11 protein-coding genes are annotated in these 13,075 nt (G+C 30.1%); all 11 read right to left on the minus strand.

The window, feature by feature from the left end:
• Positions 1-9: 9 nt before the first annotated feature.
• The 11 genes from CLVI_RS03210 to CLVI_RS03260 all read right to left on the minus strand — a co-directional run bounded on the left by CLVI_RS03210 (position 10) and on the right by CLVI_RS03260 (position 13,035).
• On the minus strand, positions 10-393 hold the full coding sequence (locus CLVI_RS03210; protein WP_106058681.1) for a zinc ribbon domain-containing protein: 384 nt from the start codon (positions 391-393) through the stop codon (positions 10-12).
• Positions 394-413: 20 nt separating this feature from the next.
• Positions 414-965, minus strand: a complete 552-nt coding sequence (locus CLVI_RS03215; RefSeq protein ID WP_207655314.1) for a LemA family protein — start codon at positions 963-965, stop codon at positions 414-416.
• 52 nt (positions 966-1,017) lie between these two features.
• A complete protein-coding gene (locus tag CLVI_RS03220; protein ID WP_106058682.1) occupies positions 1,018-1,614 on the minus strand; it encodes a hypothetical protein in 597 nt (198 codons plus the stop codon).
• Between the two features lie 3 nt (positions 1,615-1,617).
• Positions 1,618-3,540 (minus strand): DUF2207 domain-containing protein, encoded by a 1,923-nt coding sequence (locus tag CLVI_RS03225; RefSeq protein WP_106058683.1) that lies wholly within the window; start codon positions 3,538-3,540, stop codon positions 1,618-1,620.
• 406 nt (positions 3,541-3,946) lie between these two features.
• Positions 3,947-4,258, minus strand: a complete 312-nt coding sequence (locus tag CLVI_RS03230; protein ID WP_106058684.1) for a hypothetical protein — start codon at positions 4,256-4,258, stop codon at positions 3,947-3,949.
• 173 nt (positions 4,259-4,431) lie between these two features.
• The gene (locus CLVI_RS03235) at positions 4,432-6,498 is read right to left on the minus strand and encodes a methyl-accepting chemotaxis protein (RefSeq protein ID WP_106058685.1); all 2,067 of its coding nucleotides are present in this window, start codon (positions 6,496-6,498) and stop codon (positions 4,432-4,434) included.
• Positions 6,499-6,768: 270 nt separating this feature from the next.
• Complete coding sequence (locus tag CLVI_RS03240) at positions 6,769-8,991, minus strand: HAMP domain-containing sensor histidine kinase (RefSeq protein WP_242980536.1); 2,223 nt, start codon at positions 8,989-8,991, stop codon at positions 6,769-6,771.
• Complete coding sequence (locus tag CLVI_RS03245; RefSeq protein ID WP_106058686.1) at positions 8,969-9,661, minus strand: response regulator transcription factor; 693 nt, start codon at positions 9,659-9,661, stop codon at positions 8,969-8,971. Before CLVI_RS03245 ends, CLVI_RS03240 begins: the two co-directional genes overlap by 23 nt.
• Before the next feature lie 50 nt (positions 9,662-9,711).
• Positions 9,712-10,284 carry a hypothetical protein gene (locus tag CLVI_RS03250; RefSeq protein WP_106058687.1) on the minus strand — a complete coding sequence of 191 codons (573 nt, stop codon included), beginning with the start codon at positions 10,282-10,284 and terminating at the stop codon, positions 9,712-9,714.
• A gap of 195 nt (positions 10,285-10,479) precedes the next feature.
• On the minus strand, positions 10,480-11,382 hold the full coding sequence (locus CLVI_RS03255) for a Gfo/Idh/MocA family protein (protein ID WP_106058688.1): 903 nt from the start codon (positions 11,380-11,382) through the stop codon (positions 10,480-10,482).
• A gap of 102 nt (positions 11,383-11,484) precedes the next feature.
• A complete protein-coding gene (locus tag CLVI_RS03260; protein WP_106058689.1) occupies positions 11,485-13,035 on the minus strand; it encodes a nitrite/sulfite reductase in 1,551 nt (516 codons plus the stop codon).
• Positions 13,036-13,075: the final 40 nt, after the last annotated feature.

Below are 13,075 nucleotides of genomic sequence, written 5' to 3' on the forward strand. Positions count from 1 at the left end.
CCCTAAAAATTATTTAATAAATAAAATTACTAGAAAAATTATACCTGAAAGTACCAATATCACTACTAAACCTAGCAAGAACATATTTCGTGATTGCCTTGAATGTTGACCATAAATTGTTGTTTTTGCATCGGCATTTTGCTTAAATGGATCAAATTCACTCTCTTCTTGTTCATCTAATGACACATCCGGTTCATATAGTGACTCCTCTGGTGTGGATCTATCCTCGTTATATTCTTCCATAGGTGGGTTGTAGTAACCCTGAGATTCTACTGGTTTTGGTGTCTCTGGAACTGAATTATATTCTTCTGATATGTTATATCCACACTCCGGGCAAAATCTATCTTCTTCCTTTAATTGAGCACCACACTCACTACAAAAATTACTTTTCATAATATTCTCTCCCTTCAAAATTAAAATTCCACTTTAGGTGCTTTACGTTCACTTTGGTCAACTTGAAAATATGGAATCTCATGAAATCCAAAAATACCTGCAAAAATACTTTTAGGAAAAGTTATTACAAGTCGGTTATACATCATAACTGTGTCATTATAAAATTGTCTATACATGGTTATTTTCGTTTCTATCTCACTAAGCTGATTTTGTAAGCTTAAAAAATTTTGATCTGCCTTTAATTCTGGATACTGCTCTGAAACTGCAAAAAGTCTTCCCATCAAACTAGATATTTCACCGGAAGAACTCATAGCTGCCTCTGGTGTTCCTGATTTCATAAATCTATTTCTAGCTTCCATTACTGCAGTAAGTGTCTCCTTTTCATGTTTTGCATATCCACTTACTGTTTGTACTAAATTAGGAACTAAATCTGCACGCATCTTTAACTGAACATTAATTTGCCCCCAACTATTTTCCACCTTCTGTCTTCCATTTACCAGAGCATTATAAGTTGCTATTGCCAATATTAAAACTATTATTACTATTATTGAAACTCCTATTATTCCATACATTTTCATCTCTCCTTTAATATTTCCTGTAGCCTAAGCTACAGGCATTATTCTATTATTTTTCTATTAATCTAGCCTTAGGACAATATAGTCTTACCGCATTAAATACTTCCTTTACATTTTCTTCATTGCAAAACAATATATTTTTAGTCATATCTGAGGCTACTAAAGAAATGGACCTTCTTTTTTTATGATATATTACTTTCTTAACCTTCTTCCAATTAGTGTACATATTCTGACGGCTAGATGCCAAAAGCCCAGTACCCACAGCTGTGGGGTTGTTTTTTGCAGCACCTAATAAAATAAGAAGTAATGCTATAATTTTATTTTTCTTTTTTCTCTTATCTAATGTAATAAAGGTTACACCTTGTGGGGTAATCTCATATCTTATGGGATATTTATTTCCTGTGAGCAAAATTAGTAATACTGTTCCAATAATAGTAATGAAGATTAATAATATGAAATTTTTTGAGTCTTTTAAATCTATAATTTCAGGAAATCCATCCAATGCCCATAAAATAAAAACAAACACTGCTGGAATAGCTGAAGCTATTGCAAATACTTTGAAGACTTCCCTAATGACTCCTATATTAGTAATCATACCAATTTCTATTTCCCAATTAATTAATTGCTTTGAATCTTTATTATCCATAATTTAATCCATTCCACCTCCTGTAGATCCACCTGAACCACTTCCACCTGAACTTCCACCTGAGGAGAATCCACCTCCATTTCCTGAAGAAGATGATGATGCTATATTTGAAATCACATTTTGTGCATCTCTTACAGCAGCTTTTATTGAAGAGGTCATATCATTTAACCCACCTATAGAATTCATATTTGTTGAACTTATTGATGCGAAAAATATCATATTATTTTTTACAAATTCTTCATCATTTAATTGTGGATAACGTAATTTCAGTACCTTTAATACTTTTTCTGCTACACCTAAGACTGTGGCATAAACCAAATATCTTTCCCACATAAAAAGTTCTGGAAGTTCTTTTTCATCAAGTAATGTAAGATCATTTAAAAATTTGTAAAAGCCCTTCCATAGTGCAAGAAAGTTTTCCCCTTTTTGATTTAACATTTTTTTACTCCTAGAAACTATTAACGTAATTATAAAACATAAAGAAGCTCCTACAATCAAAATTAAATATGCACCAGAAAACAAAGGCATAACCTTAGCAGAGAATAGAGAAAAAGCCCCTACTGCTATTACTAAAGAAATTATAATAAGTAGAGTAAAAACCTTTGGTACAATGTTCTTTTTATTCTCAACATACTTATATCTATTCCACATTGCATCTACTTTTTTACTAAAAGTATCTATCATTTTAGAAGTAGCATCTACATTTTTTTTCTGCTTACAGAATTTTTTTATCTCATTCATAGAGACAGCTTCTCTTCCCTGAGCTATATCAGTAAAAAATAACCTTATAAGGGATTTTTCAAACTCTGTAATCTCATTAGCTTTATACTCCTTTTTTGCAAGGCTTATATAGGTTTCTGTTTTTCTACCTTTTTGTCTATATGACACAATGATAATTTTTCTATAAATCATATCTATAAAAGTTCCTGATACTTGATTCGAAATTTTTCCACCTTTATCATAGTAGCAATATAACTTATCCAGAACAGCTGGAGGTATATTTTCAGGGATATCCCTATAATAAGTAGGAGTCATTTCTGGAATAAACCTTGTAAAATGTTCACGTTTTTTAATACGTAATACAATTGGTAAAATAACTAGAGTTGCTGCAAGCAAATAAGCAGTAAGGGAAGAAAATCCAGCTATCCTACGATTTCTATCTGCTTCTTTAGCAGCTGCTGTTTCCTCAACTATTACCAAATCCCGCATGTCCTCATTATGAATATACTTACTACTAGCCATAAGATTCCTATCTAAAACAAATCTTGCCTCCACATAGTTTTTTACAGGTACATTATTCAACTGAAAAGTAACTTTGCCGTTATTTTCTTTATCAAACTCTAAGTTCCCATCTGAAGGCCCATGCCCCCAAATTAATGTATTATCTTTATTTGCACCAGGTGCTAATTGAACTGACACAGTAAGTTTATCAATATCAACAGTATTTTTTTGACTTAAAAATTTTTGAAAATATATAGCACAGTCATTATATAAAGTGGTTGTATTTTTCATCTTATAACCTATAATAAAAGTACGTTCTTCTCCTGCTGAAGCCTTCATATACCATTCTAAATTAGTAATATCTCCTTGTTTTTTAAATGCATAAGAGCCTTCCGGACGATTCTCATCGAAATTAGGAATCTGCTTGTATTGGATACCGTTTTCAAATACAGCAATATCCTCTACTTCCCCATCAATCTCAAAATATCCCCTTGTAAAATTGCCTTCTTTATAGGTATAGGTCCTTTCCTCTGATACAATTGAATCACCATCTGAAAGCATTTGCACATCATAATGTAAGTGATCAAAACTATAATTATTGTCTTTTTCACTAAAAAAAATCCCATATATCATTAAAGAGACTACACCCAGAATCATAACTATAAAAATAAATTTAGCAATAAACTGTTTCATTTTATAAAACATTGTAATTGCCCCCCTCACTTATTTGATTAAATTATATTACTTAAATTACTTGAAATTTCTATGACAATATCATGACAAATATATAGCTGATTTATAATTATATTATGATAATATTTTTGTAGTGATATTATATAGTTAGTTTTTCTTACATTAACTATATAATATATAATTAATTTATTGTTTATTCCCCTATTTAAACTTAAGGATTGTATTTCACAGATTTTTCTCAGAATCTCAAAATTGTTATGACTATTATGCATTGTATTATACCTAGACTTGAAGCCTATGCTCAAAGAATAATTCAAAATTAATTTATAAATACATTAGGTATTATTATAAGAAGCAACAAAAATAGCTGTACCAAAATTGGTACAGCCATAATTTTCTTCATAATGAAAAACATATATTATTTTAAGTTACTAACAGCGTTATTTATTTTATCAACACCTTCTACAGCTTTTGTCCACAATTCCTGTGCAGGAATTATTTCAGCTATTGCTGCATAAGTTTCTTTTATTATAGGTATGTTAACAATATTTGTACTTTGAAGTGACATTAATACAAACCAACAAATTCCTACTATCGCAACTATTTTTATTATACCGCTTGCTGCTTTTATTAAAATAAAAAAAGCAATAATAGCCGCTACTATTAATATTATAGTGTTTGTTGTTAAATGTATTTGTCCTTCGTTTATTATATTATTTATTTCTTCCATTTATTTTCCTCCTTATTAGGGTACTGCATATTATAATTATCACTCTTTACTTCACCCTTTTTTCCTCTTCAGTATGATTGTTTTTCCTGACACTAATTCTGTGCCTTATTTATAGTATAACATGGAAGTACAGAATCCTTAAAAAGTAGACAAATTCACCTAGGGATTAAACATTATATTTTAAATCTTGCTATCTCTTTCTTTAATCTATTTGCACTTTCTTTAGTTCTCAAGACCTGTTCCTTAACATCATTTGATTTATTATTTGCATCTATTGCTCTATCTGCTATACCTGTTGTTCCAGTTGCGCCTTCATTAGATGCGTGGGCTACTTCATCTATAGCTGACAAGATGTCTTGTATTGAAGTTAAAAGTTCTTCAGATGTATTACTAAATTCTGTTACAAGATCATCAATGTACTTTGCATCTTCACTGTATTTGTCTGCGACATCTAGCATAACCTGATAGTCATTATGTACATCTTTAGATACAAAAGTTAATAGATCATTTGAGCTGCTTGATAAGTTATCTACTGATCCGGTTACTTTTGCTGTAACATCCTGTATTTGAATAACAGTATTTTTTGATTGTTCAGCAAGCTTTCGTATTTCTTCTGAAACTACTGAAAATCCTCGTCCTGCTTCTCCCGCTCTTGCAGCTTCAATAGCAGCATTTAATGCTAGAAGGTTAGTTTGTTCAGTTATTTGCATAATGGAATCACTCAACATATTAATTTGTTTTACAACCTTTGACTCTTCTATTGCCTGTTCCAATTTTTCTTTTGTATTAGTAAATATTTCTTGTGCTTTCTTTTGAGAAGCATCAACATTTTTCTTAGTATCATTGGCTCTATTTGTGATTATTCCAGCAGCTTTTGCACCTTCTTTGGATTTTGAAGCTATGAAATGTACTGCTTTTTCTATTTCTTGAGAAGTTGCTGACATCTCCTGTGAAGATGCTGCTGTTTCTTCCATTCCTGCAGCTAACTCTTCTGTTGTTGCAGATATCTCCTCAAGGCTGGAATTTAATATAATAACATTGTTCACAACATCAGTTACTTCATCTTCTATAGCTGATGATTCTTTTTTAATGCTATTAACCAACTGCTTTAATGAAATTTTCATATCATTTATTCCATTTGTGATTGAACCTACCTCATCATGTCTAGCCAAAAACTTAGGATCAATATCTTGGGAGAAGTCTCCCATTGCAATGGTTTTTAAATACTCAGAAGATTTTATTATAGGTGTAGTAATACTCCTGGTAGCAATAGTCATTAGCCCTATTGTTATAATAATTATAATCAAAGAAACAACTAGAACTATATATGATAGACTCTTGGCCCCTTCTTTCATTTCATCTAAGGATAAAAATGATGCTAAAACCCAATCTGTACCCTCAACTTTATATGGATTAACCATGTAAGATACTCCATCAATTTCTACATTGAAAGATTTCAAGTCTGTTGCCAATAATTTATCAAGGCCTGCTATCTTGGTTTCTTCTAATTGTTTGAAATTATTATCCTGATTATTTCCATCTGCCATAATAACTCCTGTATTATGTACTATCATAGAAAATCCTGTTCTTCCAGATTTCATTTCCTTCAACATATCACTAATAACAGATTGCTCCACATCAATTCCTACTGTACCAATAATATTTCCATTAGAATCCTTAAGAGATCTAACGTTACTTGTTATTAAAACATTTTTAATAGGATCTAAATAAGGAGCTGTTCTTACTATCTCTCCATTTGGGGTTAAGCCTGTCTTATACCAATCTATTTCACTTGGAATATAATTTGCTGGTATCTCTGATTCAGGCCATTGTAGATATGAGCCTGTTTCAGTTCCAATATAAACATACATTGTGCCAGGATGAGACTCTGCATATTGATTAAATACTGAATAAATCTCTTGTTCTAATCCACCATTCTTTGATGGTGTCATATTAACTTTATCCGTGCTGTTAGCATATGAAGTAATACTTGTGTCAGCCTTCATTACTAGTGGATTTGTGGCCATCATATTTATGTTTTTATCTACCCCTTCATAAAATATATTTATAGCCTTAGATACAATTTTCATTTGTTCATTAGAATTCTTCAAATAATCATCTGAAGCTTGGGAAGATACCCTGTAATTAATTATAATACCGACTGCCCCTAATGCTATTAATATTACAGTTATGGAAATTGCTAAAAGTTGTGTTCGAATACTCTTAAATTTGCTAAACATTTTAATCCATCCTTTCGTTTTAAATTAACTCTTTTCAATATTAGGATATATTCATTTTATGTATATACTTCTGTATAATTTAGTACTCTGGCACTTATTTATACAATATAATATAATAATACTATGATTTTATACAATAAGATATCGATTTTTTTGCTAATACGATATTTTATCCTGTGTAATTTATGGTAAAGAAAGTCTCAGCTTTATATTTTAAAGCTGAGACTTTTTATATATCTTAATTATCTTGCAAATTATGATTTCAAATTTTTATTTAGGGTTATTTTCATAATAGGTCTTCTCTATTGGTAAGTCTATCGAGGGTATAATAACCTTGGCTTTAAAGAGGTCTCCATCTATTTCAATTGAAAGACTTCCTCCTTGAAGTTCAAGTATACTCTTAGCAATTGATAGACCGAGCCCTGAACCTTCAGTGTTTCTTGACTTATCTCCCCTTTTAAATCTTTCGAATATTTCTTCATTATCAAAATCCATTTCATATGAAGCCATATTTTTTATTATGATAATTATTTTTTTATTCTCCTCTATTAAATCAATATATACTCTAGAATTTGGTTGAGAATATTTCAATGCATTGTTTATTAGATTCTCAAATACCCTCCAAGTCCTTTTCCCATCTAAATTTGCATAAACCTTTTCCTCAGGCATCTTTAGTCTAAATATTAAAGATGACTCGTTAATTTTTCCATCAAGCTCTGCTAATGTTTGTTTTAAAAGCGCAGTTACATCTACCTTTTCCATATTAAATTCTACTGCACCACTGGCCATTTTAGAGGCTTCAAACAAATCATCAATAAGAGTCTTAAGTCTCTGGGATTTTCTTTCTAATACTTCTATATAACTCTGTGTTTCTTCCTTAGTTATATCTTCTTTTTTTAGTAAATCCACATAATTTATAATAGACGTAAGTGGCGTTTTTAAATCGTGGGACACATTAGTTATAAGCTCAGACTTAAGCCTTTCGCTTTTTATCTCATTTTCAAGAGATTTTTTAAATCCAGCCTTCATATTGTTTATGTTATGGGCTATTTTCAAAAGATCTCCGCTCCCCTTTTCTTCTATAGTATAATTAAGATTTCCTGAAACTATTTCTTCTGTTCCTTTTGTAAGTCTACTGAAAAATCTACCTATCTTAGAAATGTAGAACAACATAAAAATCATGTAACACAGTATATATGCCATTGATGCTATTGCTATCATTCCTGTGAAACTTGACCTTAAAAGTATCCAAATAACTATTCCCATTGTAGATACTCCAAGTAATAAAGTAAGTAGAATTTTAAACTTATCACTTTGAATTACATGGCTACGTAATAATCTGTTCAATAGAGATTTTTTTATCACTTCTCTAAATCCTTCTTTATTTCTTTTTAAATCAATTGCCAGCTGCACATTCTTAATAAGATAGAATATATAAACGGCTACAATCGTAATGCTATAAATTTGTGTGAATTCATAGGGCTTATAAAAAAACATCAAATTATTAAGATATATCTTCATTATAAAGAGATATATTAAAAATATAAATATTTTTAAATCTAAGGGTACTTTTTTGTACCACTTTATTCCCTTTTGAAGAATGGTTATCTCGTCCTTCTTTTTCTTCAATAAATATATTAGAATAGGAAGTCCTATTACTAATGAGACAATGGCAATTACCATTTCTTTAATAAGTCTTTCTTTTACAGAATTATAGTAATTGTAATTCTCATATATAGAACTATTTTTATCTATATCCTTCGGAACAATAAAATATAATTCTCCGCTAGTTTCACTAACTAACTGATCTATAGGGAACATTTCATCAGTATTCTTATCTAAAGATTCTTCAGAAAATTTTATACTGTATAAGGCGTTATCTTTCACATACTTATCTATATCTGAAATATCTTCTATATTTGTATTTATAACAGTGTTTTTCGCATTTGTAATATAGTATTTTATCATAGCTGTTTCACTTATAGCACTTTTAATATTTTCATAGTCTTCATTTTTATATGCAACTATTTCCTTTTTTAAGTCTTCTAAAGTTTTAGTGTTTTTTATTTTCATCTCTTCAAGTTCTTTATTTTTTGCCTCAATTAACCTATTAACCTCAGGTATATTATTTAGATTCTTTGCCTCATCTATACTATATTGATATTTGTTGTATATTTCATATTCCCTATCTTGCAAATTAGAATCATATACTGTTTTAGATGAGGTTACCTCATATTCTGTAACCTTATAATCATCTGATTTTAGGGAATAATCTTTGTATATACCATTAAGTGCTCGTATATTATAAGCATAACCCCTTAATTCAGATTTGAATTCAGATTTGAATTCTGAGCTAGTAAAGTAAGTATCTGTCTTTAAATAACTTCTATTTTTTATTAAATCACTTACTGCCAGGGTTGTTAGTCCAAGCATATAAACAGATATAATAAAAACTATAAAAAATCTATATTTACTTTTCAATTTTATAACCAATACCCCACACCACCTTCAGATATTTTGGTTCCTTTGGATTAATCTCTATCTTCTCTCTTATTCTTCTTATATGAACTGACACAGTATTTTCTCCATTATAAAATGGTTCTCCCCAAACTCTTTCATATATTTCCTCAATTGAAAATACCCTTCCCTTATTCCTCATTAAAAGTTCAAGAATCTTATATTCTGTAGAGGTAAGATTCCTCTCTTTTTCATCCACTGTCACCATCTTTGAATTTTTATTTAATATAAGTCCTCTAACATTTATCTCATCTTCACTCTCTTTATAATTTCCAAAGTCTGTATATCTTCTCAGCTGAGATTTAACTCTAGCTACTAATTCCATTGGATTAAAAGGTTTTGTAATATAATCATCTGCTCCTATATTAAGTCCTAATATTTTATCAGTATCCTCTGATTTAGCTGATAACATTACTATGGGAATGTTTTTACTTTCTCTAATTTTAAATGTAGCTTTAATTCCATCCATTCTAGGCATCATTATATCCATTAATATAAGGTGAATTTCTTCTCTTTCTAGAACCTCTAAGGCTTCTATCCCATCTACTGCATGAAATACTTTTATCCCCTCATTTTTCAAATATATTTCAATAGCTTCCCTTATTTCATAATCATCATCTACAACTAAAACATTATATTTGGCCACAATATTCACCCCTTTTTTACATTATACATGTTTATAAGTCTCTCCCACAATTAGATCTTCTTCATATAAAATGCAAAGGCATCCTTACTATAACCATTTGCTTTATCTACAACCTTTATATTTCTAATATGGTAGACCTTGCCCTTATAATCCTTTGCTTGATTGTCACATATATATGCATAATCATAGTTACCTTCCTCTACCCATTTCATAAAAATATAGGTATGGGTTGGAACTCCATTTTTATCGCCATCCCCATCTGTTGTGAAACATATATCTCCGAGTTTTAGTTCCTCATAATTGCTTTGTTTTTCCCAACCCTTTGCCTTTAAAAAAGTTAAAATTTGGGATATGTTATTTGTTTCATTAGGAACATTAAAATTGTTTTTCCTTAATACTTCAGCTATAAAATAAACACAGGTATTAGCTGAACTACCATTATTTAATTTTGTTGCTGTAGCATTTACATTCGTTCTATTCCATTTGTCATCTAGAAAATTATATACATCTGCATTAGAATATAAAGTTTCTCCATCTACATCTTTTTTTTGTATAGATTGATAAATATTTATTGCTATAACTATTATCACAAATAATATTAAAAAATTCCTCAATTTTTTCATATGTCATCCCCCTAATACAACTAATTATACAAGGTAGTTTTTACAAAATACTTGGGATAATTCTTTCGAATTTATTAAGAAATCAAAAAGAGCATTACCCTCCAACTATTTGGATGGTAATGCTCTTTTATCTAATTTAAACCTATTTCTACACTATTCTACTCTTTATATACAACTGTTTAATATCCTTCTAGTCTATTTTGTTATCATCATTACAATTTTTTCACAGATTTCATGAGTGATCAAAGAATCTGCAATAGATGGTTCTGGTGTTTCATGATTTTCAACACAACTAATAAAATGATCTACTATTTGATAGAATCCACGTTTATATAATGTCGGTTGCCAGTCACCAAATTTGGATATATTCATATCTTTATCATGAAACTGAGTTGTTTCCACAAAATTATCTACTACGAATTTATTTTCAGCAGTCATATATTCTATTATTTCTTCAGTAACGCCATTATTTCTATTCATAATTCCAATAGCAGTACATTCATCTCCAATTAATTCAATAATTACATTATGAAGTAAATTATCTTTCTCTAAGTAGCGAACATGAAGATCTTTTACCTCAGTACCCATTAAGAAACGAAGAGTATCAACAACATGTACAAAGTCTTCAACAATAGCACGTCTTGTTTCATCTGGAAATTTAAATCTATTTTTCTGTATAATAATGATATCTGCTTTTCCATGCTCTTTTAGTTTATTTATCATAGGAGCAAATCTTCTGTTAAACCCAACCATAGCAACTAGACCTTTTTCCTTTGCTAGTTTTACTAGCTTTTTAGTCTCTTCAAAGTTTAATGATATTGGTTTATCTATGTATACATTAATACCATTTTGAAGAAGCTTTTCTGCTATTTTAAAATGAGCCACTGTGGCAGTACTTACAAAAGCTGCATCTATACCTTTTTTTATTAATTCATCTACCGTTTGAACTGATTGAGTAATTCTATATTTTTCTGATAATTTATTTAAAGTGTCAATATTTCTAGTACAGAGTATAACCTCTACATCTTCTTTTTCAGTAAGTACTGGTAAATATCCCTTTTGTGCTATATCTCCTAGTCCTATAATTCCAATTTTCATTTAATAAATCCTCCTTAAAAAAAATGATTTACTCTCATTATTATATTCAAAATAGCACAGCCGTAGTATACAACTGTGCTATTTCTTTGATTTTCGATTTACTTAAACTATATATTTCTCTACTAATTCCTTAAACTTCTCTTGAGATGTTTCAATCCATTTATAAAAAGTTTCATCAGAAATATCAACTAATTGTGCTAATTCATATAAAAATTCTGGGACTTTCTCCTGTGGCAAATCTCCATAATTAATACCAAGACGAGCTTTATCTATCTCATGACTACCATCCATATGTAACTCAAATACATTTCTAGATTGTCCCTCTACTTTTTTCATTTTCCCAGTTAGTCCTATCTCACCTATTTCATGTACACTACAAGAATTAGGGCATCCTGAAATGCGGACTCTAGGAAGAATATCCTTTGTAAAGTTATTATCTCTAAATAATTTTATAGTATCCTCTAAGGTACTTTGACTATTAAGTACTCCTATCTGGCAAGTTGGAACTCCTATACAGCATACTGATTGCTCTAATTTTGTATCGCCGCCTAGATTTTTTGTAAGTTTAATCAAATCTTTAGCTTCTCTGCCATCTAGATTCCTTATATATAATCCTTCTGTCATTGTAAGCCTTATTTCGCTGCCATTAATCTTATCTAATTTATCTAAAATACGCTTCATAGTATCTAGTTTTAAATTTCCACCAATGGGATGGAAATAAACACTATATAAGCCTTTCTGCTTTTGGCTAAATAATCTAGGATTTTTAACAATTGTTTTAATTCCAGGCTTACGATCATATCTAGTTACAGGATTAACATCTAAATTATTATTATCCTTGGCTTCCTGTAAATATTTCTTATAGCATTTTATGAACTCATCCTTACCCATTCTCTGAACTATAAATCTTATTCTAGCTTTTGCTTTATTTTCATAATCGCCTTCATTTATAAAGAGATTTGTTATTGCCTCTACATGATATAGTACATCTTTAGGTTCAACCAATTCATCATAATCTACTGACAATGCTGGATTACGTCCAATACCACCACCTAAAAATAATCTGAAATACTCTTTACCATCTTTCTTAACCGCTAAAAATCCAAGGTCTGTAGCTGTACAATGTGCCTCATCCTCTTCGCTATTAGAAAATCCTATTTTCATTTTTCTTGGTAGCTTATACAGATGTATTTTCTTTAAAATATGTTTGCCTACTTCATTTGCATATGGGCTAACATCAAATTCCTCTTCAGGATCTACTCCTGCTAGTGGTGACATAGCAACATTTCTTGGAAAGTTTCCACCAGCTCCCCTTGTATAAATATCCTTTTTTAAACCCTCTTCAATTATGTCACAAATCTGATCTATTGATAAACTATGTATTTGTATAGATTGGCGAGTAGTTAAATGTACGCTATTCAAATTATATTTAAAGGCAAAATTATATACGGTTTTTAAATCTTCTTTAGTTATAATTCCTGATGGAATCCTTAACCTTACCATAAATTCTGCTCCACCACGATGAGCGTATACTCCCATACCTCCAGAAACCTTTTTAAAGTCCATTGAAGTTACTTCTTTTTTTATAAATTTATGTCCTAATTCTCTAAACTCAGGTATTTCTCCTAATAGAATTGATTTTAAATTATCCATTTTAACTACATTCCTTTCGTTGCACCCAAGGCGCAGAAGT

Source organism: Clostridium vincentii, assembly GCF_002995745.1.
GTDB classification, from domain to species: Bacteria; Bacillota; Clostridia; order Clostridiales; family Clostridiaceae; genus Clostridium; species Clostridium vincentii.

Excerpts from the sequence above, each read along its gene's own strand:
- CLVI_RS03210 (WP_106058681.1), bottom strand. The coding sequence starts at position 393 with ATGAAAAGTAATTTTTGTAGTGAGTGTGGTGCTCAATTAAAGGAAGAA.
- CLVI_RS03215 (WP_207655314.1), bottom strand. The coding sequence starts at position 965 with ATGTATGGAATAATAGGAGTTTCAATAATAGTAATAATAGTTTTAATA.
- CLVI_RS03220 (WP_106058682.1), bottom strand. The coding sequence starts at position 1,614 with ATGGATAATAAAGATTCAAAGCAATTAATTAATTGGGAAATAGAAATT.
- CLVI_RS03225 (WP_106058683.1), bottom strand. The coding sequence starts at position 3,540 with ATGTTTTATAAAATGAAACAGTTTATTGCTAAATTTATTTTTATAGTT.
- CLVI_RS03230 (WP_106058684.1), bottom strand. The coding sequence starts at position 4,258 with ATGGAAGAAATAAATAATATAATAAACGAAGGACAAATACATTTAACA.
- CLVI_RS03235 (WP_106058685.1), bottom strand. The coding sequence starts at position 6,498 with ATGTTTAGCAAATTTAAGAGTATTCGAACACAACTTTTAGCAATTTCC.
- CLVI_RS03250 (WP_106058687.1), bottom strand. The coding sequence starts at position 10,284 with ATGAAAAAATTGAGGAATTTTTTAATATTATTTGTGATAATAGTTATA.
- CLVI_RS03255 (WP_106058688.1), bottom strand. The coding sequence starts at position 11,382 with ATGAAAATTGGAATTATAGGACTAGGAGATATAGCACAAAAGGGATAT.
- CLVI_RS03260 (WP_106058689.1), bottom strand. The coding sequence starts at position 13,035 with ATGGATAATTTAAAATCAATTCTATTAGGAGAAATACCTGAGTTTAGA.